The sequence below is a fragment of the Streptomyces sp. NPDC020192 genome, from assembly GCF_044388685.1.
In the GTDB taxonomy this organism is placed as follows: Bacteria; Actinomycetota; Actinomycetes; order Streptomycetales; family Streptomycetaceae; genus Streptomyces.
In genome coordinates, this window is sequence record NZ_JBIRXG010000041.1 from 1 (window position 1) to 22,065 (window position 22,065).

19 protein-coding genes are annotated in these 22,065 nt (G+C 69.6%); 12 read left to right on the forward strand and 7 right to left on the reverse strand.

Annotation, left to right across the window (positions count from 1 at the left end):
* Positions 1 to 271 precede the first annotated feature (271 nt).
* On the reverse strand, positions 272 to 1,006 hold the full coding sequence (locus tag ACH47Z_RS41640; RefSeq protein WP_399084045.1) for an alpha/beta hydrolase family protein: 735 nt from the start codon (positions 1,004 to 1,006) through the stop codon (positions 272 to 274).
* Between the two features lie 368 nt (positions 1,007 to 1,374).
* Between ACH47Z_RS41640 and ACH47Z_RS41645 the strand changes: the two genes are divergently transcribed.
* Entirely contained in the window at positions 1,375 to 1,653 is a 279-nt protein-coding gene (locus ACH47Z_RS41645; protein ID WP_399084048.1) for a hypothetical protein, read from the forward strand.
* A gap of 141 nt (positions 1,654 to 1,794) precedes the next feature.
* Positions 1,795 to 2,310: a hypothetical protein gene (locus ACH47Z_RS41650; RefSeq protein WP_399084051.1), complete on the forward strand. Its 516-nt coding sequence runs from the start codon at positions 1,795 to 1,797 to the stop codon at positions 2,308 to 2,310.
* A 37-nt stretch (positions 2,311 to 2,347) separates the two neighbouring features.
* On the opposite strand, the gene ACH47Z_RS41655 is transcribed toward ACH47Z_RS41650, so the two are convergent.
* Both ACH47Z_RS41655 and ACH47Z_RS41660 read right to left on the reverse strand, forming a co-directional pair.
* The gene (locus ACH47Z_RS41655; protein WP_399084054.1) at positions 2,348 to 2,938 is read right to left on the reverse strand and encodes a malonic semialdehyde reductase; all 591 of its coding nucleotides are present in this window, start codon (positions 2,936 to 2,938) and stop codon (positions 2,348 to 2,350) included.
* A 492-nt stretch (positions 2,939 to 3,430) separates the two neighbouring features.
* On the reverse strand, positions 3,431 to 6,286 hold the full coding sequence (locus ACH47Z_RS41660) for an AAA family ATPase (protein ID WP_399084057.1): 2,856 nt from the start codon (positions 6,284 to 6,286) through the stop codon (positions 3,431 to 3,433).
* A gap of 157 nt (positions 6,287 to 6,443) precedes the next feature.
* Between ACH47Z_RS41660 and ACH47Z_RS41665 the strand changes: the two genes are divergently transcribed.
* Complete coding sequence (locus tag ACH47Z_RS41665) at positions 6,444 to 7,979, forward strand: 4-hydroxyphenylacetate 3-hydroxylase family protein (protein WP_399084060.1); 1,536 nt, start codon at positions 6,444 to 6,446, stop codon at positions 7,977 to 7,979.
* Between the two features lie 19 nt (positions 7,980 to 7,998).
* Here ACH47Z_RS41665 and ACH47Z_RS41670 read toward each other — a convergent pair whose 3' ends face one another.
* The 4 genes from ACH47Z_RS41670 to ACH47Z_RS41685 form a co-directional block, all read right to left on the reverse strand.
* Positions 7,999 to 10,218: a LuxR C-terminal-related transcriptional regulator gene (locus tag ACH47Z_RS41670; RefSeq protein WP_399084063.1), complete on the reverse strand. Its 2,220-nt coding sequence runs from the start codon at positions 10,216 to 10,218 to the stop codon at positions 7,999 to 8,001.
* Between the two features lie 134 nt (positions 10,219 to 10,352).
* Positions 10,353 to 10,841, reverse strand: a complete 489-nt coding sequence (locus tag ACH47Z_RS41675) for a flavin reductase family protein (protein WP_399084066.1) — start codon at positions 10,839 to 10,841, stop codon at positions 10,353 to 10,355.
* Between the two features lie 106 nt (positions 10,842 to 10,947).
* On the reverse strand, positions 10,948 to 11,817 hold the full coding sequence (locus ACH47Z_RS41680) for a dioxygenase (protein WP_399084069.1): 870 nt from the start codon (positions 11,815 to 11,817) through the stop codon (positions 10,948 to 10,950).
* Complete coding sequence (locus ACH47Z_RS41685; RefSeq protein WP_399084072.1) at positions 11,810 to 12,943, reverse strand: maleylacetate reductase; 1,134 nt, start codon at positions 12,941 to 12,943, stop codon at positions 11,810 to 11,812. Before ACH47Z_RS41685 ends, ACH47Z_RS41680 begins: the two co-directional genes overlap by 8 nt.
* Positions 12,944 to 13,642: 699 nt before the next feature.
* On the opposite strand from ACH47Z_RS41685, the gene ACH47Z_RS41690 reads away from it, so the two are divergent.
* The 9 genes from ACH47Z_RS41690 to ACH47Z_RS41730 all read left to right on the forward strand — a co-directional run bounded on the left by ACH47Z_RS41690 (position 13,643) and on the right by ACH47Z_RS41730 (position 21,988).
* Entirely contained in the window at positions 13,643 to 14,503 is an 861-nt protein-coding gene (locus tag ACH47Z_RS41690; protein ID WP_399084074.1) for a DMT family transporter, read from the forward strand.
* A 149-nt stretch (positions 14,504 to 14,652) separates the two neighbouring features.
* Positions 14,653 to 15,408, forward strand: coding sequence for a CoA transferase subunit A (locus ACH47Z_RS41695; RefSeq protein ID WP_234518365.1), 756 nt, complete (start codon positions 14,653 to 14,655; stop codon positions 15,406 to 15,408).
* Positions 15,408 to 16,052, forward strand: coding sequence for a CoA transferase subunit B (locus ACH47Z_RS41700; protein ID WP_399084078.1), 645 nt, complete (start codon positions 15,408 to 15,410; stop codon positions 16,050 to 16,052). The genes ACH47Z_RS41695 and ACH47Z_RS41700 overlap by 1 nt, the downstream gene beginning before the upstream one ends.
* The gene (locus ACH47Z_RS41705) at positions 16,049 to 17,251 is read left to right on the forward strand and encodes a thiolase family protein (RefSeq protein ID WP_399084081.1); all 1,203 of its coding nucleotides are present in this window, start codon (positions 16,049 to 16,051) and stop codon (positions 17,249 to 17,251) included. Before ACH47Z_RS41700 ends, ACH47Z_RS41705 begins: the two co-directional genes overlap by 4 nt.
* A gap of 101 nt (positions 17,252 to 17,352) precedes the next feature.
* On the forward strand, positions 17,353 to 19,530 hold the full coding sequence (locus ACH47Z_RS41710; protein WP_399084084.1) for a SpoIIE family protein phosphatase: 2,178 nt from the start codon (positions 17,353 to 17,355) through the stop codon (positions 19,528 to 19,530).
* Between the two features lie 142 nt (positions 19,531 to 19,672).
* Positions 19,673 to 20,299, forward strand: a complete 627-nt coding sequence (locus tag ACH47Z_RS41715) for a TetR/AcrR family transcriptional regulator (RefSeq protein WP_399084087.1) — start codon at positions 19,673 to 19,675, stop codon at positions 20,297 to 20,299.
* The gene (locus ACH47Z_RS41720) at positions 20,296 to 21,051 is read left to right on the forward strand and encodes an SDR family NAD(P)-dependent oxidoreductase (protein WP_399084090.1); all 756 of its coding nucleotides are present in this window, start codon (positions 20,296 to 20,298) and stop codon (positions 21,049 to 21,051) included. The genes ACH47Z_RS41715 and ACH47Z_RS41720 overlap by 4 nt, the downstream gene beginning before the upstream one ends.
* A 58-nt stretch (positions 21,052 to 21,109) precedes the next feature.
* Positions 21,110 to 21,238: a hypothetical protein gene (locus tag ACH47Z_RS41725; protein WP_399084093.1), complete on the forward strand. Its 129-nt coding sequence runs from the start codon at positions 21,110 to 21,112 to the stop codon at positions 21,236 to 21,238.
* 60 nt (positions 21,239 to 21,298) lie between these two features.
* Positions 21,299 to 21,988, forward strand: coding sequence for an ABC transporter substrate-binding protein (locus ACH47Z_RS41730; protein WP_399084155.1), 690 nt, complete (start codon positions 21,299 to 21,301; stop codon positions 21,986 to 21,988).
* The last annotated feature ends 77 nt before the right edge of the window (positions 21,989 to 22,065 follow it).

The window sequence follows — 22,065 nt, forward strand, 5'->3', positions numbered from 1 at the left end:
TCTTGGTCGTGAACCCGTCTACCGGGAGCTTCACTGCGTTGTACAGACCTCCGCGACCAAGCAGCCACCCTCACCACGAGGTTGGAAAAGGCTCACGGTCGCCGCGAAGGATCCGAATGCGACTGCAAGGACTCCGATAAATGCGATCGATACAATTCTAATCACGTGCGAAACCTACTCCTGTCCCAGTAGCGTCACAATGTCTGCATGATGCGATATACGGCACATTCGGCGCACGGAAGTCCTATCGGCTCGGGGTATGCGAATTCCGTCACGCCGACCCGGCCTGGACCGAACCGCGCGCGTAACGGCCGGCCCATGCGGCCAGCAGCGTCGCGACATAGCGGGCGTCGGCACGATCGGTGAGCAGATGGTCGGCGCCATCGATCGCGACAAAGGACTTGGGGTGCCGTGCTGCGTCGAGGATCCGCTGGGCGTTCTCCACACCTACCGTCTCGTCGATCGGCGAGTGCAACACCAGGAGCGCGTGACGCAGTCGGCGGATGCGCTCGGCCTGAGGCTGCGCGGAGATGTCGTCGAGGAACTCCCGACGGATGTGGAATACGCGGCCTCCGAGACTCACCTCGGACTCCCCGTTCCGCTCGATCTCCTCCCGCCTGCCGCCGAAAGTGTGCACGACGTGCTCCGGCTCCGCAGGCGCACCGATCGTGGCCACCGCCGCCGTCTCGGGTATCCGGTGCGCGGCGGCCAGCACGGCTGCGCCGCCCAGCGAATGCCCGATGAGGAGCGACGGTGCCGTGGAGTTCTCACGCAAGTGGTCGGCGGCGCGCACGAGATCGTCCACATCGGAGCTGAATGTACTGTCGGCGAAGTCACCCCCGGACTCACCGATGCCGGTGAAGTCCACGCTGAGGACCGCGATTCCGCGTTCGGCCAGCTCCCGGCAGATCCGAGCGGCCGCCAACCAGTCCTTGCCGCATGTGAAGCAGGGGGCGAATACGGCGTACGCCCAAGGCGTCCCCTCCGGCAGATCCAGGCGCGCCACGAGCGGGACACCCTGCGAGCCTACGAACTCGATTTTGCTACTGCGCCTGGACATCCCGGCCCTCCACGCTCCCGACCCCGATCTGGTTTCGTGTGCCACTTTTCCTCGGCAGACGACCGCCGAGTCAAGAAAACTCGAGCGGTATCAGCTCTCTGGGCAGAGTGGACCGGAAAGGAACTGAGAACATCGCACAATCTAGCGATTCATGTGACTATCAGGTCTCGACTCAAGCCCACAATACATACCTGCAGCATGGCGCCACCTGGGCAGCAGTCAATCACCAGATCATGCGATGCGCTACGCACCTTCCTGATCGAAACTGGCCGCGTTGGCAGTTTCTACTCTCCGGAAACAAGGGAATGATTGTTTTGCGCACCAAGAACAAGCTCGTACGGCGTATAGCGACCACCGCCGCCGCTCTGGCATTCGCTGGAGGCGCCCTCCTCGTCGCCGGGGGTTCCGCGAACGCGGCTGCTCTTCCGGCCGACGCGCGCGTCCCTGCGCGAGCGGGTGCGGTGGCCGAGACGGGAACCGTCGGTGGGCACCACGACGGACATCGCGGACACGTCTGGGACTGTTCCAGGTACGACCGCTTCTACCCGTGGATCTGGGAGCAGCTGAAGACGTTCGGGTTGGCACGCCCGTAGTGGGTGACACCGGCATCGCCCGCGGCCCGAGAGGTTCGGTGGCACACCGCGGGAATATCCGGAACGACGTATACGGCTGTGCCCATGTGGAATCCGGGAAACCTGCCGGTGTCGGAGGAAGTGCGCGAGGACGGACCACAAGTGACCAAGGAACATACCGGCCACCGCGGCCTCGCGCCGGACCGCCGCAGGAGGCACACCGCTGAGCTGCTCGCCACGTGCGCCGCCTGTCTCATACCCTGGACCGTGATGCTGGGGCTGACGCTGCCGTCGTCCCACGACGTGCACGAGTGGCGCCTGACCTGGGTCGGATTCGACGTGCTGCTCATCATGGCGTTGGCGTCCACGGCGTTCCTGGCCTGGCGGCGCAGCCGTTCGGTCATTCTGTACGCGCACGCCACAGCAGTCCTGCTGATCTGCGACACCTGGTTCGACATCTCGCTCGATGTCGGAACTGAGGACGTCTGGATGGCGGGGGGCCTTGCCCTGGCCACCGAACTGCCGCTCGCCGCCTTCCTCATCCACCGGGCACACTCCCTGATCGCCCTGCTGCCATGGCCGCCCGCGCACACCGCCGTCGGCGACACCGCCGGGAGCTCGACGGAACCGGTCCCGGAGGGGGAGACCCTCCCCCCGGGCCTGCGGACGCGTGGATGACCGGAGGGGTTCCGGAGCTCAGATGCCTGGCAGTGGATCAGACGGTCGTGACTACTTGGGCGTACGTCAGGCGTGGGGAGCGCGGGAACCAGGCATTCTCGCCCGGCCTGCCGATGTTGACGACGGCGAGAACCGAATGCTCGCCGTCGCTGAAGAACTCCTTGTCGATGCCCTCGGCGTCGAAGCCGGTCATCGGTCCCGCGGCCAGGCCGGCCGCGCGGACGCCGATGATGAAGTAGCCGACCTGGAGGAGCGCGTTGAGCCTTGCGGAACGCTCACGCACCGCACGCTCGGCGAAGAGATCCCTTGCCTGCGGGAAGTGGGGGAACTGGCTCGGCAGTTCCTCGTGGAACTCATTGTCCGCGGCAAGGATGGCGACGAGAGGGGCGGCCGCGGTCTTCTTACGGTTTCCCTCGGACAGGTGTCCGGTCAGGCGTTCACGCGCCTCGGCGGAACGAACCAGCACGATCCGCATCGGCTGCTGGTTCATGCTGGTGGGACCGTACTTGACCAGTTCGTAGATGGCCTTCACCTGGTCGTCCGTCACCGGGTCGTCGGTGAAGGTGTTGGCGGTACGAGCCTCCCGGAACAGAAGGTCCTGGGCTGCGGGGTCGAGTGCGAGTGACATGGTGAACCTCTTACTGCGTGTGCGGCTTTGGCATCTAGGTGATTCGGCGAACTGAGAAACAGAGGAACTGGGCGCTGACAGCAAGCAGATAGACAGCCGTCGTGGTCGTCCCGACGAGCCCCCACAGGAGGGGACCGGAACAGCGCCGCGCGAGCAACAGGCTGGCCAGCGCAGCGAGAGCCGCCATGGGCGGAAGGCGGCCCACATCCACGTGCCGGTGCCGAATGACGCGGGCCGCGGTTGACCATCCGTCCGCGACACGGGGGAAAGTCCTCCCACGCCGGTACTCCTTCTCGAGCGCCTGGTACGCGGCCCGGTCTGCGCCAGGGGAACGACCCGGTCGGTCTCCGGGCTCAGCCGTCCGCATGTGATCGGATCGCTGACGGCGCCGTGCCTGTGGCACCGTCGCGACCAGCATCACCCGTACGTCAGGCGCCTGCATCGCCCATTCACGGGATCCTCGCCGCCGCGCCCCGCCGCCGCAGGCGCCACTCAGTCCGCCCCGTCGGCGATGCCGCCCCGTTCGATCGCCAGCCGGGTCAGTTCGACTCGTGTGTTGATGCCGAGCTTGGTGAAGATGTGCTTCATATGCGTGTTGACGGTGTGCACAGACACGTAGAGCCGGTCGGCGATGGCCCGGTTGGTCAGGCCCTCCACGACGAGCGGAATGAGCTTCCGCTCGGACTCGGTCAGGCTCTCCCATCCCGGTGCGCCGGTCGTGTGGTGCCGTGGGGCAGCTGTGCACACGCCGAACTGTCTGAGGCGCCGCATGATCCGTTCGTAATCGCGCAGGGCTCCGCAAGCCGACGCCAGCTCACCCGCCTCTTCGAAATACGGGATCGCCGACGTGCTGTCGCCCGACGCGGCCACGAGATCCCCGAGGTCCTCGCAGACCGCGGCCAGGGCCAGCCGCCTGCCGGTGCTCCGGTAACCGGTGACGGCAGACGCAAGTGCACCCCGGTCGTTGTGGAGCAGGCCGTCCACATGGGCACGGACGGTCCCGACGATCTGCTGGCCGCCGTCCTGTGCGGCCAGGGTGCGCAATGCGCCGGACACGGCCTGCGCGAGCGACAGGTCCCCGCCGCGGAGCGCCATGCGCGCGATCCCGGGCCAGTGGGACGGCGGCACCGCAAGCAGCTGTGTCGGCTCGGCGTCCGCGAAGCTGCCGCCCAGCGCCGCTGCCGCTGCGGCGTCCCGGCCCTCCGCGTCGGCCAGGCAGGCGCGTGCGAGCGACACCCACAGGCCGAACCGCTGGGTGCTTGTGCCGGATCCGGCTTCGGCGGCGCGGAGATGGTCCCTGGCTTTGGCGAGGTCACCGCGTCTGATCTCCACCAATGCCAGCACAGAGAGGGCCTGGGGATTCAGCTGGGTGATCTCGAGTTCGTCGGCCACCATCAGACTGGACTCGGCCTCCACCGCCGCGTCGTCCAGCGCCCCCTGTTCGAACAGCGCGCAGGCACGGCTCGCATGCCAGTGGGGAAGTGACCAGCCCAGGCCCAGCGCCTCCGCTTCGCGCTGCCCCTCCCGCAGCACCCGCTCGGTGTCCGCGAGCCGGTCGGTGGCGGTCAGCACCGTGGCCAGCCACAGCGCGGGAATCCGCGGAGGCCGCAGGTAGAGTACGCCGGACTCCGCGCCGGCGGCGCGTGCCGTGGCCTCCTCGGCGAGCTCGAGGGCGCGGGCGAGACGCCCACGGTAGAAGAACGTCTGCGACTGGAACACCATGGCGCTGACGACGACGGCCGGGTCCTCGCTGCGGTAGGAGGCTTCGACCAGTCCGATGTCGGTCTGCTCGGCAGCGGTGATGTCCCCGAGGTACACGTGGCCCGTCGCCTTGGTCTTGAGCAGCCGGACCCGCAGGTCGGCCGACAGCCCGGGAAGGGCCAGAGCCTGCTGGAGATGCGTCATCGCGGCGGCGTCGTCCCCCGCGGCCTGGTGGATCTCGGCGGCCACCAGGCGCAGACGCGCCTCCTGGAGCGGCTCCAGCCGGTCCGACAGGGTGGCGTCGACCAGGTCGAGCGCCTGGTGCACCCGGCGGGTCCGGCCGAGGTACTCCGCGGCGTCGGTCAGCAGGGCGATGCGCCGCCGGTCGTGCAGGGGCAGCAGTCCGGCGATCTGCTGGGCCAGGTCCGCGGCCGCGTCAGGGGCCGACGAGGACAGTTCCCGTACCGCGGTGGTCAATGTGGTCACGGCGTCGTCGTCGACCGGTCCGCCCGACAGGACGACGTGCCAGGCCACCTCGGCCGATCGTGCCCCGATGCCCCGCAGAATGTCGGCGGCCTCCCGGTGCAGAGCGGTCCGTACGGCCGGCGCCAGATTCTCGTGGACGGCCTGCCGCATGAGGTCGTGGCGGAACGCCAGTCGCGGCCCGTCGCCGGAGAGCAGACCGGCGTTCAGCGCCGCCTCGACGCCCGACAGCAGGCTGCCGGCCTGCCTGCCGAGCATGCGGGCGGCCGTACCGAGATCGAACTCCCGGCCGAGGACGGACCCGATCTGGAGCAGGCGCACGGCATCCTCCGGGAGCCGGTCCAGACGCGCGGCGACGCTCCGCCGGAAACCGACGGGAATGCCGTCGTGCAGCAGGCTCGCCACGCCCGCCTCCACTTTGACGGCGTCCGTGTCGGCGAAGGCGCGCACCAGTTCGATCGCCAGGAACGGATTGCCCGCGACGCCCCCCAGAAGCCGGGCCAGCCCGGGTGACGGTTTGGCCCCGAGGACGTCGGCCGCGATGTGCTGCAGCTCCTGCTGCGGCAGGGGGCCGAGGGTCAGCCACCGGGCTCCGAGGCGTTCGAGGTCCTCCCGCACCCTGGCAACGGTCGGCCGCTCGGTCTCGGACCGTACCGCCAGCACCCACAGGATCCGCGAGGCCGCCAGTCTCCGGGGCAGGGTGCGCAGCACCAGGAGCGTGGCCGGATCCGCCCACTGCGCATCGTCCACCAGCACGGCCACCGGGGCGCGCTGGGCGCGGTCCTCCAGAGCGTCCGTGATGCTGTCCAGCAGCCACAGCCGCTGGTCGTCGGTGGCCGCGGCCGCTCGTTCGGAACCGTCGGAGGACTGCAGGGCGGACTGCAGGGCGGCTCCGGCGGCGTACTGGTCGAGTTCGTCGGCCCGTACGGACACCACGTCGAACCCGGACCGCCGTGCCAGATCGTCCAGCTCCGCGAGCAGCCGACTCTTGCCGACACCGGGTGCGCCTTCCACGACGACGCAGGCACCCCGTCCGCCACGCACCGCGTCCAGGGCCTCACGGACAGCGGTCATCTCTCGGCCCCGTCCCCTGAGGCGCAGCCCGTTCATGGCCTGGTTCCCACGCCCACCGGGCCGGTCGACCGCGGGGTCTGTGCTGCGCATGGGGCCAGCATGCCGCACGGCCACATCCCCCTCAACGCCGGTTCCCGTGTGCCCGGCGCTTTCACCCGGGTGATTGTCGGTTCCGCGCCGTCCGCTCACCCCGTCGCGACGCATGGTTCCGGGCGTCCAGATCTGTTGCCCCCGAGAGGAACATGACGTGCGTACAGGCAAGGAATACCTGGCGGCGCTGAACGACGGCCGCACGGTGTGGGTGGGTGACGAGCTCGTCGACAACGTGGCCACGCACCCCAGGACGAGGGCGTACGCCCGGAGCATCGCCGACTTCTACGATCTGCACCACCGCCCGGACCTTGAGGACGTCATGACGTTCGTGGACGAGGACGGTGTCCGGCGGTCCATGACATGGTTCCAACACCGCTCCAAGGAGGACCTGCTGCGCAAGCGGCGCTACCTGGAGACGGTGCAGCGGGAGCTGGGCGGCGGTGCGATCCCGCGCACACCGGACGTCAACAACTACGTCCTGCTGACCTACGTCGACGACCCCGAGCCCTGGAGCAGCCAGTCCGTCGGGACCGACGGGCGGGACCTCACCGGGGGGATCCTCGACTTCTGGAACGTGATGCGGGACGGCGACCTCAACGCGACGCCGGCCTTCGTCGACCCGCAGGCGGACCGCTCGCGCGATTCCGCACAGGCCCAGTCCCCCGCGCTGCGGGTGGTCGCCACCTCGGACGAGGGCATCACCGTGCGGGGTGTGAAGGCGATCAGCACCGGCGCGGCCTTCGGGGACTGGATCCACATCGGCGTCTTCTACCGCCCCGGCATCGTGTCGGAGCAGATCATCTACGGGGCGGTGAAGCCCAACACCCCCGGGGTCACCATCATCTGCCGCGAGAGCAACGTCCGCGACGGCGAGGAGGTGGAGCACCCGCTCGCCTCGCAGGGTGACGAGTTGGACAGCATCATCGTGTTCGAGGACGTACTCATCCCCTGGAACCGCGTCTTCCACATCGGCAACCCCGAGCACGCCTCGCTGTACCCGCAGCGCGTCTTCGACTGGCTGCACTACCACTCGCTGGTGCGTGCCATGGTGAAGGCCGAGCTGATGCTCGGTCTGGCCCTGCTGATCACCGAGCACATCGGCACCTACCAACTGCCCCCCGTCCAGGCCCGGATCGCCCGGTTCGCCGGCTTCCTCCAGACGCTCAAGGCGCATGTGATCGCCTCGGAGGACGAAGGGTTCTTCACTCCCGGCGGCATCTACAAGCCGAACGTCCTGATGTTCGACTTCGGGCGGGCCTACTACATCGAGCACATCACCGACCTGACCCACGAGCTCATCGACCTGTCCGGTCGTGCCGCGCTCATCTATCCCACCGAGGGGCAGTGGGAGCGGCCCGAACTGCGGCCGTGGCTGGCGGCGCTGCAGACCGGACCGGTCGGCAGGCCGCACGACCGGCTGAAGATCAGCCGCGTGATCCGCGACATGTTCCTGTCCGACTGGGGCGACCGCATCAGCACCTTCGAGAACTTCAACGGCACACCCCTGCTGGCCATTCGAAGCCTCACGATGAAACGTGCGGAGATGTCCCCCACCGGCAGCATGGCGGACCTCGCGCGCAAGGTCTGCGGCATCGAGAGCGTGAGCAGCGACGGGGAGCAGGAGACCGCGTACCTGGCCCAGGCGGACTACGCCCGACGCCAGGACGCCTCTCGTCAGAACGCCTCGTAGCAGGATGCCGGGGCCCGGGTCAGAGCATGCCGCACTCCCGGGCCCTGGCGACCGCTGCGCTCCGGTCGTGTGCGCCGAGTTTGCGGAAGATCGCCCGTACCTGTGTCTTGACGGTGTTGTGGGACACATAGAACTCGGCGGCGATCTCACGCAGTGTCAGCGGACCGCACAGGGCGCGGAGCACCCGGCGCTCGCCGAGCGACAGCTCCTGGGGGCCGGACACGACGAGCGGCACGACGGTGTCCTCCCCGACTCCCCCGAGCAGATCCGTGAGCACTCCTGGTGACTCGCACCGGGCCGCTGCCCGCTCGGCCGCCGCACGGGCCTCCCCTGCGGCGGCCGTGTTGTGCCGAGCAGTGGCAAGTCGTGCCCGTGTGACGTGGTACCAGGCGTGCATCTGGGGTTCGCTGCCGGTCCCGGACGAGTCCGCCAGCGCCGCTTCCGCGTCGGCCAGGGTCCGTTCGGCCTCGTCGGCCCGTCCCTCATCGAGGAGCAGGCCGGCCCTGCCGATGTAGGCGGGCGCCGCGACGAAGTGCCGCTGCAGGCCGGCCGCCCCGGCCGCGTCCAGGGCTTCGTCGCTCAGCATGCGCGCCGGCCCATGGCATCCGGCCAGCAGGGCGCACAGCGCCCGCAGGCCCAGCGCGCGGACGAGCGTCAGGCCGTGCCCGGCGGCATGCGCGTCACGGGTCGCCTCGCCGAGCAGCGCCTCGGCCTCCTCGTACCGCGAGGTCCACAGCAGAGCGGTACCGCGGGCCGTACAGGCCAGGGCACGCCAGGAAGTCAACGGGACGGTGCCGGCGAAGACGGTTTCGGCGAGTCGGTCGCCGGTCAGGATCTCCCCCTGGAGCCAGCAGGCCACGGCCTGGGCGACGGCTGCCGCATCGGACACCGTGCTGCCCTCGCCGACCGTCTCCGCTCCCGGCCCCCTGAGCCGGACCACGTCCAGCCAGCGCCGGGCCGTTTCCGGAGCGCCCCTCGAGAGGGCCGCCATCGCCGCCACCACGCACAGTCTTGCGTCGGCGGCGACCGTGCGGGGCGGCAAGAGCTCAAGCCACCCCGCGACCTCCCGGCTGCGGCCTGCCGAGATCGCCTGTTCCCAGTCCTGGAGTATCGACGCGACGGCGGCGGCCTCGTCACCGCCCCGCACCCAGTGCCGTACGGCCGCGGTCGTCTCGCCATGCCGTGAGTACCACCGAGCCGCCGATCGGTGCAACGGTACGGCGGTCTCCGGCCCTTCGGATCCGAGGAGGTCGCAGAGCAGCGCGGACAGTGCGCGGTGACGCCGGTATGCCGAGGGATCTGCGGCGACGGGTACGAGCAGTTGGACGGTCCGTGCGAGCTCACGCAGCAGTACGCCCGCCCGGTCCCCGGCGAGGGCCCGGCACGGCCCGGCGCTCAGCTCGTGGAGCACACTGGTGCGGAGCAGGAACCGGCGCTGTTCGGTGGTGAGCCGGTGGAGCACTTCGGTGGCCAGGTACTCGGTGACCGCTCGCCTGCCACGGGCCAGGCCGGCCCTCGTATCGGCGTCGTCCGACGAGCGGGCGAGGGTACGGCCCATGATGCACAGTCCCGCCGCCCACCCCTCGGTGGCCTCGTACAGCGCGCTCGACGTGTCCGGGGCCGGAGCGGACCCGAGCAGATCGGTGAGCACGGCGTGCGCCTCCTCGGAGGTGAAGGCCAGGTCGTGCTGGTCGAGTTCCGCGACCGCGCCCCGAACGCGCAGGGTCGGTACGGGTCCACCCGGTACGTGACGGGTCGACAGAACGACGCGAAAGCCCTGCGGAAGCCTTGTCAGGAAGTCCGAAAGGCTGCGGACCGCGTCGACGTCCGTGATCGATTCCACTCCGTCGAGGATCAGCGCGAGCGGTCCCTGTCCGTCCAGTCCGGTCACGAGGCTCGGCAGGATCTGCTCGAGCCACGCGTCGAGTGTCCACTCGCCGCTTTGGGGGTGGTCGGGCAGTTCCGGTCGTACATGCTGCAATGCCCGCAGGATGCCGCCCCAGAGCCGGCCCGGGGCGTTGTCGTACGCGTCCAGGCTGAGCCAGGCGCACGCGCCACGAGTTGCGAGACTTCGCGCCCAGTCGGTCAGGAGCACCGTCTTTCCGGCACCGGCGGGCGCGGAGACCACCACCACGGGCTCGGCCGACGCGTCAAGCCGGCGCAGCAGCCGGGGGCGGGTCAGCGGGTGCGGGGGCTGGTCCGCAGGACGCAGCTTGAAGGTCGGCACGGAGCTGGTCATGGCACCTTCGATGGAGTCGTCGGGACGAGCGGAGCCCCCGGCGTCCGTGGCTCGCCTGCAGGAGCCGGACGCCGGGGGCCGTAGTGGACCGGGGCAGGGATACGGCAGCCTCCGTCGGGCCGCTGTCACCGGCGCTAGCAGGGAGGCCTGAGCGCGCCGAAGTCTCCGCCGAAGTGGAGCAGCGGCCGGCCTTCCACCCGGTGTTCGAAGTGGCGGACGTCGCCCACGAAGATGGTGTGATCGCCGCCGGGCAGTGCCGCGGCGACATCGCACACGACAGCCGCGATGGCGTCCTTCAGCACCGGCACGCCGTGGTCGTCGATGATCTCCACACCCGCGAACTTGTCCGGCTTGGAAACGGCGAAGTTCCGCGCGAGGTGCTCGCTGTCCTCGCCGAGGACGTTGACGGCGAAGCGACCGTGCTCCGCGATCGCGGTTCGCGTGTACAGCTGGTTGCCGATACACACGATCAGTTGGAGCGGCTCGAGGGACAGCGCGGAGACGGCGCTCGCCGTCATGCCGATGGCCGTGCTGCCCGAGCGCGTGGTGATCACGCTGACGCCTGTGGCGAGTCGGCTCATCGTGGCGCGGAAGCCGAAGACCTTGTCGAGGGTTTCACTCATCTGAGGACCTCCGTGAATGCGGGGCCGAACCCCGCGGTGTGATGGAGTGTTCGACGTCGGCCGTCCTCATGGATGACCGGCTCTCGTCGTGGTGGCGCCGTGGGGATCAGTCCCTGACGAGGGGTTCGAGGACGAAGGTGTGACGCACCAGGGTGTACGGCACCTCGGTACTTCCCCGGTAGGGCCCGGCGTCGGGCGCGTACGTGTCGTAGCGCTCGATCAGCGACTGCCTGACGCCGAACACCGGATCGGTGTCCAGGTGCGGGTCGTCCGAGGGGAAGAGCATGGTGGTCACGCGCTGGAATCCCGGAGCCTCGATCAACAGGTGCACATGGGCGGGACGCATGAGCGACCTGCTGGTCGCGCTCATGAGTTCGCCGACCGGGCCGTCACCGGGTATCGGGTAGCTGGACGGGCGAATGGAACGGAAACCGAAGTGCCCCGTCCCGTCGGTGCGGAACAGCGCGCGCATGGCCGGCTCGTCCAGGCCGGGCACCTCCATGTCGTAGTGGCCGTCCGAGTCGCTGTGCCAGACGTCCACCGCCGCATCTGCGACCGGCGCTCCCTCGTGGTCCACGACCCGTCCCTCGAAGAACAGCGGGGTACCGGGCAGACCTCCGGAGATGTCGGTGGCGTCTTCCTGCTGCGGCCTGTCCTCCCTGAAGTACGGGCCCAGCACGCTGTTCTGCGTGGCCTGGCTGGGGCGTCGGTTGGTCAGGGCGTCGACCAGCATGGTGACGCCGAGCACGTCGGACAGCAGGATGAACTCCTGACGCGTCGGGGTGCACGTCTGCCCGGTGCGCGTCAGGAAGTCGACTCCCCGGGCCCATTCGTCCTGCGTCAGTTCGACGTCGCGGACGAAGGCGTGCAGGTGCCGCACCAGTGATTCCAGGATCTCGGCGACGCGGGAGTCCTTGGTGTTCCGCATGGTCGAGATCACGGCCTCGGTGATGGTGTCGCTGGTCAGATCACGCATGACGAGCTCCCGTGGTGGTTGGGTGGTGGGTCGCGGACTCGGTCCGGGGATGTCCGTCGCCGGGGGATGTGCACGGCGGCTGTCCGGCCCAGGCGCGGGTCAGGAGGGTGCGTACCGCCGTCCGTTCGACTGGTCGCGGGTTCCAGTAGCCGTCCCGCACGATGAGTTCGGCCGCCTGCTCGATGCCCGATTCCGGCATGCCGAGGTCCCGCAGCGCCCTGGGGGCGGCGAGCCGTCCCGCGAAGTCGAAGAGGCCGCTCGCGGCGTCGGCCGCCGACAGCGCCTCGGCGATGCGTGCCATGGCCTCGGGGGCCGCCGGTGCGTTGTAGGCGACCACGTGCGGCAGGACGACCGCGTGGGTTTCGGCGTGCGGAAGCCCGAACGTGCCACCCAGCACATGGCACACCTTGTGATGCAGGGCCATACCCACCGTGCCCAGGCACGTGCCCGCCAGCCACGCCCCGTACAGGGCGTCGGCCCGCGCCTCGCGGTCGTCCGGACGTTGCGCGACGACCGGAAGGGAGCGGATGAGGGATTCGAGCGCTTCACCGGCCATCAGGAAGGCGAGCGGGTCCCGGTCCTGTGCGTAGAGGGCCTCCACGGCGTGCGCCATCGCATTGATGCCGCTGACCACCGATGCCGCCGCGGGAAACGTGAACGTCAGGTCGACGTCGTACACCACAGTCTTCGGCAGCACTTCCGGCAGTCGGCGGGTCGTCTTCCGGCGCCCTTCGGTCTCTCCGAGGATCGGCGTCATCTCCGAGCCGGCGTACGTGGTGGGCAGCGCCAGCTGTGGCAGCCCGGTCCGCAGGGCGATCGCCTTGCCGAGGCCGATGGTCGAGCCACCGCCGATGGCCAGCACCGAGTCCGCTCCCACGGTTCTGGCATACGCGACCGCCTTCTCCGTGACCTCGACGGGGGTGTGCGGAGCCGCTTGCGTGAAGGTCCCCACCGCGGCCGTACCCAGTACGTCGTGTACCTCCGCCGCCTGGCCCGCTTGACCGGGTGTGCACAGGATGAGCACCCGACGGCATCCGAGGGCATCAACCTCTTCAGGGATACGGCTGCGCGTACCGCTGCCGAAGACCACCTTGGTGATCTGCCCCCGATGCACGAATGTCTTCATGAGTATTTCCCCAGTCCCGCCGTCTGCTTGGAAACAAAACTCTCGATGCTTGAATGACGGGGGTCAACGGAATCCGTGAGGGATAACGAGCACCGGCGGTGAAATACCTTGTTCGTGGGACAGGCGCCGCGCGCGGGCCTCCGGCTCTCGACGGATATCACCCATCTGCGGGATGCCGGGGGTGCCCAGGAACTGGCATGGTGCATCCGGAAGTCTGCCAGGCAGCATATGCCTGTCGAATTCACCGAAACGACGTCCGATGGGGCCGCATTGACGGGCGGCGAGGGTTCACGCAAGGGAGCGTGCAGACCCAGGAATCCGGGCGCTTTTCGTGCGTTTCCCAGGCCAGGTACCCGCAGTCCGGCACGCACCTGATCGACGGCTGAGATCCGGCCGTCGCCCCCACCCCCAGGAGGCCGCCACTCAAGAGATCGCCGACAGCGCGCAGACAGCCGTCGGCACAGTACTGCGCGAGTCCTCACCACGGCTGGTGATCGAGGTCACCCGGGACGGCGGCGGCAGGCGGGATGCACGCAGGGGGCATCGGTGTTCCAGGAGCACATTGCACACCCATTGACAGCCCTCCGACCCGGCGTCCGGGACAGCCCCGGGCCGGAGGGCGCGAGATCTTCTCGCAGGGCCCTGAACGACACAGAGCGATCGATCATCGATCAATGCCCTCGCCGACAGGAGACAACGATGCTGACCGTGCTGTCGCCGATCTTCGCTCTCCTGGCAGCTGCAACCAACGCTCTGGGAACGGTGATGCAGCGCCGGGCCGCCACCCTCGTCCCGCAGTCCAACGCTCTGCGCATCGGCCTCATGTGGGACCTGCTGCGCACTCCGGTCTGGCTGCTCGGCATAGGCGGGGTCGTCCTCTCGGCGATGTTCCAGGGCGCCGCGCTGGCCACCGGTGCGCTGGCGATCGTGCAGCCGCTCTTCATGCTGGAGTTGCCGTTCGTGCTGCTGCTCGCGAGCGTCGTCTTCGGGCGCCCGTTGCCCAGGGCCGGCTGGCTGCCCGTAGGCAGTATCGCCGTCGGCCTTGGCCTGGCGCTGTTCGCGGCAGCGCCGACCGGTGGCACTCTCCGGGTCCCTGCGGCCCGGTGGACGGCGGTGGGAACCTGCTGCCTGCTCGCCGTGGCGGTGCTGTGCAGCGTCGCGGTCAAGCTGCCCAACGGCCCTGGCCGCGCCGCATGCCTGGGGTCGGCCGCTGCCGTCTCCTACTCCGTCACTGCCGCGCTCATGAAGTCCTCGACCGTCGTCCTCAGCCGCCAGGGTATGAGTGCCTTCTTCACCGCATGGCAGACCTATGCGTTCGCCGCTCTCGGCGTGTGCGCCCTGTTCCTGCTGGAGAACGCCATGCAGTCCGGACCACTGGTCGCCTCCCAGCCGGCCCTGACCCTCGGCGACACACTGGTGAGCCTGGCTCTCGGTGTCACGCTCTACGGGGAAAGGCTCCGTGGTGGCTGGTGGCTGACCCTGCAGGTATTCGGGCTCGCGCTGGTGGCGTATGGGGTGACCCGCCTGTCACGTCAGCACCTCATTCCCGCAAGGACGTGAAATACCGGTTCGGTGCAACAAAGGCCGGCAGCACAACCCTGGGATCGCAGCCAATATCGCCGATCTGCGGGATGGCCAAGTGCACCGTGGCCTCGGACCGTGGAATCAGGTCTCCAAAAGTCACGCGAGCATTTGAGGATCCGAAGCATATGGACAAATTGGTTAATACGGCCCTGGAGGCCGTGGCGGATGTGCCGGATGACGCGTCGTTGGCCGTGGGTGGCTTCGGGTTGAGTGGCGTGCCGAACGTGCTGATCCAGGCACTGTACGAGCGGGGCGTCGGCGGGTTGTCGGTCGTCTCGAACAACTGCGGGGCAATGGATTCGGGCCTGGCCGTACTGCTCTCGGCGGGCCGGATCGGGCGGGTGACGGGATCGTATGTCGGGGCGAACAAGGAGTTCGCGCGGCAGTACCTGGCCGGTGAGCTCGAGGTGGAGCTGATCCCGCAGGGCACGCTCGCCGAACGGCTGCGCGCCGGGGGTGCCGGCATTCCCGCGTTCTACACCCCGGCCGGGGTGGGCACGCAGGTCGCCGAGGGCGGACTGCCCTGGCGCTACGACGGCTCCGGCGGGGTCGCGCTGGCCTCGCCGGCCAAGGAGGTGCGGGACTTCGACGGCACCGAGTACGTGCTTGAGCACGGCATCCGCACCGATTTCGCGCTGGTGCGGGCCGCGAAGGGCGACCGGCACGGGAACCTGGTGTTCCGCAAGTCCGCCCGCAACTTCAACCCCCTCGCGGCCATGGCCGGCAAGGTCACGATCGCGGAGGTGGAGGAACTGGTCGAGCCCGGCGAGATCGAGCCGGACGCGGTGCATCTGCCCGGCATCTTCGTCCAGCGAGTGCTGGTCCTTACCCCGGAGCAGGCGGCGGACAAGAAGATCGAGCGGCGGACGGTGAGCAGCTGATGGCCTGGACTCGTGAGGAGATGGCTGCCCGCGCCGCGCGTGAGCTGTGCGACGGCCAGTACGTCAATCTCGGCATCGGCCTGCCCACGCTGATCCCGAACTACCTGCCGCCAGGGGTGGAGGTGATCCTGGAGTCGGAGAACGGCATCCTGGGCACCGGCCCCTACCCGGGTGAGGACGAGGTCGACCCGGATCTCATCAACGCCGGGAAGGAGACCGTCACGGTCCTGCCAGGTGCTTCCTTCTTCGACTCGGCGCTGTCATTCTCGATGATCCGCGGCGGCCACATCGACGTCGCGGTGCTGGGTGCCATGCAGGTCTCCGAGCAAGGAGACCTGGCGAACTGGGCGATCCCCGGAAAGATGATCACGGGGATCGGCGGCGCCATGGACCTGGTCCACGGTGCCCGCACGGTCATCGTCGTCATGACGCACACCGCCAAGGACGGCTCGCCGAAGATCCTCACCGAGTGCGCGCTGCCGCTGACCGGGAGGCGCTGCGTGAACCGGATCATCACCGACCTCGGTGTCCTCGACGTCACCGACGAGGGGCTTGTGCTGGTCGAGTGCGCACCGGCCGTCGACGTCGAGGAGATCATCGCCAGGACCGACGCCAAGCTGACTGTCACGGAGAGCCTGCTATGAACCCCGTTTACATCGTCGACGCCGTGCGCACGCCGATCGGACGCTACAACGGCGGCCTGGCCTCCGTACGCCCCGACGACCTGGCCGCCCAGGTCGTCCGCGAACTTATGGCCCGCATACCCCAGTTGGATCCCAAGCGTATCGAAGACGTGTACTTCGGCAACGCCAACGGCGCCGGCGAGGAGAACCGCAACGTCGCCCGCATGGCGGCGCTGCTCGCCGGCCTGCCCACCAGCGTGCCCGGGGCGACGGTCAACCGGCTGTGCGCCTCCGGACTCGAAGCCGTGATCCAGGCCGCCCGCGCCATCGCCGTCGGCGACGCCTCCATCGCCATCGCCGGCGGCGTCGAGTCCATGACCCGCGCCCCCTACGTGCTGCCCAAGAACGACCGGCCGTTCCCGGCGGCGCACGCCGAGCTGTACTCCACCACGCTGGGCTGGCGGATGGTGAACCCGGCGATGAACCCGCAATGGACCATCCCTCTGGGGGAGTCGGCTGAGCTGATCGCCGAAAAGCACGGGATCAGCCGAGAGCAGCAGGACGGTTTCGCCCTGCACAGCCACCAGAAGGCCGCCGCCGCCCAGGAAGAGGGCCTGTTCGAAGCCGAGTTGGCGGCCGTCCCCGTCCCGCAGCGCAAGGGCGACCCCCAGCTGTTCGCGGTCGACGAGTGCGTACGCCCCGATGCATCCCTCGCCGCGATGGCGAAGCTGAAGCCGGCCTTCCGTACCAAAGACGGCACAGTGACGGCTGGTAACGCCTCCCCGCTCAACGACGGAGCCGCCGCCCTGCTGCTGGCCGACGAGGAGGGCGTGAAGGCCATCGGCCGCGAGCCGCTGGCCCGCGTCTGTGCGACCGGAGTGTCCGCGATCGACCCCGACTACTTCGGCCTCGCCCCCGTCGAAGCCGTCAACCGAGCCCTGGCCAAAGCCGGTCGGGCCTTCGCCGACCTCGACGTACTGGAGCTGAACGAGGCCTTCGCCGCCCAGGTCCTCGGCTGCCTCGCCGAGTGGCCCGAGTTCGACACGGCGATCCTCAACCCGCAGGGCGGCGCGATCGCGCTCGGCCACCCCCTCGGCGCCTCCGGCGCCCGCCTCGCCGGCACCGTCGCCCACCAGCTCGCCCGCCGCGGCACCGGCACCGGCGTGGCCACCCTCTGCATCGGCGTGGGCCAGGGACTCGCCCTCGTCCTCGAACGCTGACACGCACGGGACGAGCAGACCGTCGTGGGGAACAGCGGGCGTGACCGGGATCGGCAGCGGCTTCCGCGCGGGGTCGGCAGGTGCGGACGTACGGTACTGGTATGTGCGCCATGCGGGAAGGCGGCGCGGCACAGCCCGATGGGCCCAGCCCCCCTTCGCCCAGCGCCGGGTCGCTGCGCCGGGCCGAGCTGGACCGGCTGCTGGAGCTCGCCGTGCGCGACACGGGCGTACACGCGGGAGCGGTCTTCCTGCTGGCGTCCGACGGGCAGACCCTGCGGCTGGAGGTGACCGCAGGCATGCCGGCGGAGTATCTCGCGCCCTGGTTCGGGGTCCCGCTGTCGAGCCGCTTTCCCGTGACCGATGCGGTGCGCGAGCGGCGGCTCGTCTGGCTCGGCGACCCGGAGGAGCTCGCCCGTCGCTACCCCCGCACGGCGATCGCCCTGCCCTACCACCATGCGGTGGCCGCGGCGCCCCTCCTCACCGGCACCACGGTCTGGGGCGCACTGCTGCTGTTCTGGCCCGGCGTCGGCTCCACCTGTGCCGACGGCCCGAGCCCTGAACGGGTTCGTGCCGCCGGTCGGCGTCTGGGACGGTTCCTGCGCGACGCCGCCGGCACTGGCCATGCCGTCAGCCCGGGACCCACACCCCGCACCCTGATGCAGCCGCCCGCCCGCAAGCGCGGGCCGGCCGAGGCGCTCGCCGCGGCCGACCTCGTCGAACGGCTGCCCTGGGGCAGTTGCTCCCTCGACCTCGAGGGCAGGTTCACCTACGTCAGCACCACCGCCGCCGCCCTGCTGGGCGCGAGCAGCCCCGACGATCTGATCGGCACGCGTCCCTGGCAGTCCTTGCCCTGGCACACCGACCCGGCCTTCGAGGACCACTTCCGCGCCACCGTGGTCAGCCGGAAGCCCGGTTACTACACCGCCATGCACCCACCGGACCAGTGGCTCGCATTCGAGCTCTACCCCGACGACTCGGGGGTGAGCGTCCGCATATCGCCGACCGGTCCGGGCGGAGATGCGCAGCCGGCGCCCACCAGGACGGAAACGTTCCAGGGCGAGCCGATCCGCCTGGGCGAGGTCTACCGGGTACTGCACCTGGCCGCCGCCCTCTCCGAAACCGTGGGCGTCTCGGACGTGGTCGATCTGGTCACCGAGGAGATGCTGCCGGCGTTCGGAGCCCGGACCGTCGCCCTGCTCGCGGCCGAGGACGGCAGAATGCGGGTCATCGGCCGCAGCGGCTACAACCCCTCGCTGCTCGAACACTTCGACGGCATGCCGCTGACCCACCCGGCACCCGCGGTCCGGGTCCTCGCCACCGGCGTGCCCAGCTTCTTCGCCTCCTTCGACGAGCTGTCCCGGGCCTACCCGCCCGCCCCGCACCAGAAGGGTCTGCATGCCTGGGCGTTTCTGCCGCTGATCGCCTCCGGGCGTCCGGTGGGCTCGTGCGTGTTCGCCTTCGACCGGCCCCACCCCTTTCCCGACCAGCAGCGGGTCGTCTTCATCGCGCTCGCGGGACTGATCGCGCAGGCGCTGGAACGGGCCCGCCTGTACGACACCAGCAACGAACTCGCCAAGACCCTCCAGGCGGCCCTGCTCCCCGACTCGCTGCCCAACCTTCCCGGACTGGATGTGGCGGCCCGCTATCTGCCCAGCGTCCGCGGCATGGACATCGGCGGCGACTTCTACGACCTGGTCCGGGTCGACGACAGCACCGCCGCCGCGGTCATCGGAGACGTCCAGGGCCACAACGTCAACGCCGCCGCGCTCATGGGCCGGGTGCGCCCCGCCATCCGCTCGCACGCCGCCTCGGGGGCCACGCCGTCACAGGCCCTCGCCCAGGCCAACCGCCAGCTGGTCGCCATGGACCCGGGCCGCTTCGTCAGTTGCCTCTACGCCCATCTCGACCTCGCACACCGCCGAGCCGTCCTCGCCACCGCCGGCCATCCCCCGCCCGTTCTGCGTCGCCCGGACGGCCACGCCGAAGTCCTTCCGCTCCGCCCCGGCGTGCTGCTCGGCATCGACCCCGACGCGGACTATCCCGCCACCGAGATCCCACTGACCCCCGGCACCGTCCTCGCCCTGTACACCGACGGCCTCGTCGAGACTCCCGGGGTCGACATGGACGACGCCATGTCAGGGCTCGCCACCCAGCTCGCCCGGGCCTCGGCCCAGCCCATGGACCGGCTCGCCACGACCCTGATCGACCATGCACGGCAGACCGCGCCCCGGACGGACGACATCGCCCTGCTGCTCATCGGGCTTGCCACCACCGGATAGCGCGCGCCCCCGGCTGGGCTTGCACGGCAGGCACTGCGGCCGCACGGCATGCCTTGACAGCGCAGGGACCGAGGGCAACGATGGAACCATGGAAACTAATCCAGTTTCTTCAGTTTCCCCCAGTGACGAGCGGCGTGCGGACGTGATCGTGGAGGCGGCCGGCCGGCTGTTCTTCGGGTCGGGTTTCGCGCGGGTGAGCATGGACGATCTCGCTCGTGAGCTCGGGATGAGCAAGAAGACGATCTACCGTCATTTCCCGGACAAGCGCAGCCTGCTGGCCGCGGTGCTGGACCGCCAGTTCGCCGCGGTGGAGCGCACGCTGGTGGCGGCGACCGAGGACGCAGCAGGGCAGCCGTTCGCTGTGCGGGTGCAGCGGTTCCTGATCGCGGCGGGCAGTGAGCTCGGACGGATCGGCGCGCCTCAGCTCGCGACCGGGCGGGGCGACGCGATGCTGCGCCCGTACGTGGAGCAGCGTGTGGACGCGGTGGTCTACCAGCGGCTCGACGAGCTGTTCCGGGAGGGACACCAGCAGGGCTTGCTGCCGGCGCCGCCCGAGCTGCTGAGTGAGATCACCCGCGGAGCGTTGGAGCGGCTGCTCATGTCGGAGTTGCCGCGCGATCTGGACTGGACCGCGGCCGATCTGTTGCGGGCGACCGTCGACACCGTGCTGTACGGGGCGATCCGCCCGACAGGCCAGGGCATCGACGACGAACAACCCCGGGCGGTCATCCCGACGGCCCGCGACGACGAGCAGGAGGTGGGCCCATGACCGGGACAACCGGCCGGGTGGCATTGGTGACGGGGGCCAGTAGCGGAATCGGCGCGGCCACGGCGCGACTTCTGGCCGCGCGAGGAATGCGCGTGGTGGTCAACTACCTCCGCAACACCAAGGCGGCCGAGGAGGTCGTGGCCGACATCGCGGCCGCAGGCGGCCAGGCCATGGCCGTGCAGGCCGACGTGCGCGAGGAGGCGGCCGTCGAGAGCATGGTCGGACAGGTCCAGGCGGCTTGGGGCGGCGTCGACGTGCTCGTGCACAACGCGCTCATCCCGTATGCGGTCAAGCCGTTCCAGGACATGACGTGGGAAGAACTGGGTGGCAAGATCGACGCCGAGATGCATGCGGCGTTCGCGGTCACCAAAGCCGTACTGCCCACGATGACCGAACGAGGGTGGGGACGCCTCATCTACATCGGCACCGGACTCAGCCGCCTGCCTCGGGCGGGCATGATCGCGCTGGGCGTTTCCAAGGCCGCACTCGAGCAGTTCGCCCGGTATCTCGCCCAGGAACTCGGCCCGCAGGGCATCACGGTCAACGTCGTCTCGCCCGGCCCGGTGGAGTCCCGCACCGCCGATGCCGTGCTCGACGACGCAACGAGGCAGCGGCAGGTGGCCGCCACCCCCTTGGGCCGCCTGACCCACCCGGCCGACGTCGCCCAAGCGGTCGCCTTCTACGCCGCCGAGGACAACTCCTTCATGACCGGCACCACGGCCGCGGTCAACGGCGGCATGGCCATGTACTGACACCCCGCTGACCTCCGTACACGCGGCCGCACCCTTAAACGATCAAGGAAAGACGTTCATGCACACGATCGACCTGGCCTACGTCGGACGGGGCCTACACGAAGAACTCGCCGCCTACATCGCCGACCAGCAGGACTACTACGCCGAGGAGGGTGTCCACGTCGCGCTGCGCGACGGTTGCACCTAGGACGTCGAACGGCTGCGCCGCTGCGCCACCATCGGGCTCGGCCGGGCACTGCTGTCACGACTGACCGACGGCACGCCGTGGGTCGCACTCAGTGTCAACACCCAACGCCCGCTGTTCTGGTTCCTCGCCCGCCCCGGCCTGACCTCCCTGGCCGACCTGGCCGGGCGGCGGCTGGCGGTCCACGCCCCGCACACCCCGCCCGGCGCATTCGCCCGGATCGTGCTGCGAAAGGCCGGCCTCGACCCGGACCGCGACGTGAAGACCATCGTCCGCTCGCCCGGCGACTACGGCATGGACCTGCGCCGGCTCAACGACGGCAGTATCGACGCCGCCTATGTCGGCAGCACCATGGCACCGGAGGCGGTGGCCGCCGAGCACGGCTGGAACGTGCTGGCCTGGGTCGGCGACCACTTCCAGATTCCCACCGTGGGCGTGGCCGTCGACCCCACCTACATCCCACCCGACGACCCCGCGGTCCAGGCCGTCGTACGAGCCCACCGGCGCGCCCTTCAGGTGATCCACGACGACCCCGACACCACGGTGCGCCACATGCAGACATTCCTCGGCGGACAGACCGCGGAAGAAGCCCGAGCCCACTACGACACGTTCATCGCGCCGTACTTCAGCACGGACGGCCAGGCCGACCTCACCGTCGGCGACAAGGCGATCACCGCGGTCGCCGCCGAACTCGGCGTTCCCGCCGGCGTCACCGCGGCCGATTTCTACCACACTGGGGCCGCCACAGCCTAGGCATCAGGACCTGTGGGAACGACGTCGGCGGCGCCTATACGGCAGTTATGGCACGTGATCCTATCCATCGGAGCTCT

Excerpts from the sequence above, each read along its gene's own strand:
- ACH47Z_RS41705 (WP_399084081.1), top strand. The coding sequence starts at position 16,049 with ATGAACCCCGTTTACATCGTCGACGCCGTGCGCACGCCGATCGGACGC.
- ACH47Z_RS41675 (WP_399084066.1), bottom strand. The coding sequence starts at position 10,841 with ATGAGTGAAACCCTCGACAAGGTCTTCGGCTTCCGCGCCACGATGAGC.
- ACH47Z_RS41695 (WP_234518365.1), top strand. The coding sequence starts at position 14,653 with ATGGACAAATTGGTTAATACGGCCCTGGAGGCCGTGGCGGATGTGCCG.
- ACH47Z_RS41685 (WP_399084072.1), bottom strand. The coding sequence starts at position 12,943 with ATGAAGACATTCGTGCATCGGGGGCAGATCACCAAGGTGGTCTTCGGC.
- ACH47Z_RS41655 (WP_399084054.1), bottom strand. The coding sequence starts at position 2,938 with ATGTCACTCGCACTCGACCCCGCAGCCCAGGACCTTCTGTTCCGGGAG.
- ACH47Z_RS41725 (WP_399084093.1), top strand. The coding sequence starts at position 21,110 with ATGCACACGATCGACCTGGCCTACGTCGGACGGGGCCTACACGAAGAA.
- ACH47Z_RS41700 (WP_399084078.1), top strand. The coding sequence starts at position 15,408 with ATGGCCTGGACTCGTGAGGAGATGGCTGCCCGCGCCGCGCGTGAGCTG.
- ACH47Z_RS41680 (WP_399084069.1), bottom strand. The coding sequence starts at position 11,817 with ATGCGTGATCTGACCAGCGACACCATCACCGAGGCCGTGATCTCGACC.
- ACH47Z_RS41660 (WP_399084057.1), bottom strand. The coding sequence starts at position 6,286 with ATGCGCAGCACAGACCCCGCGGTCGACCGGCCCGGTGGGCGTGGGAAC.
- ACH47Z_RS41670 (WP_399084063.1), bottom strand. The coding sequence starts at position 10,218 with ATGACCAGCTCCGTGCCGACCTTCAAGCTGCGTCCTGCGGACCAGCCC.
- ACH47Z_RS41710 (WP_399084084.1), top strand. The coding sequence starts at position 17,353 with ATGTGCGCCATGCGGGAAGGCGGCGCGGCACAGCCCGATGGGCCCAGC.
- ACH47Z_RS41720 (WP_399084090.1), top strand. The coding sequence starts at position 20,296 with ATGACCGGGACAACCGGCCGGGTGGCATTGGTGACGGGGGCCAGTAGC.
- ACH47Z_RS41690 (WP_399084074.1), top strand. The coding sequence starts at position 13,643 with ATGCTGACCGTGCTGTCGCCGATCTTCGCTCTCCTGGCAGCTGCAACC.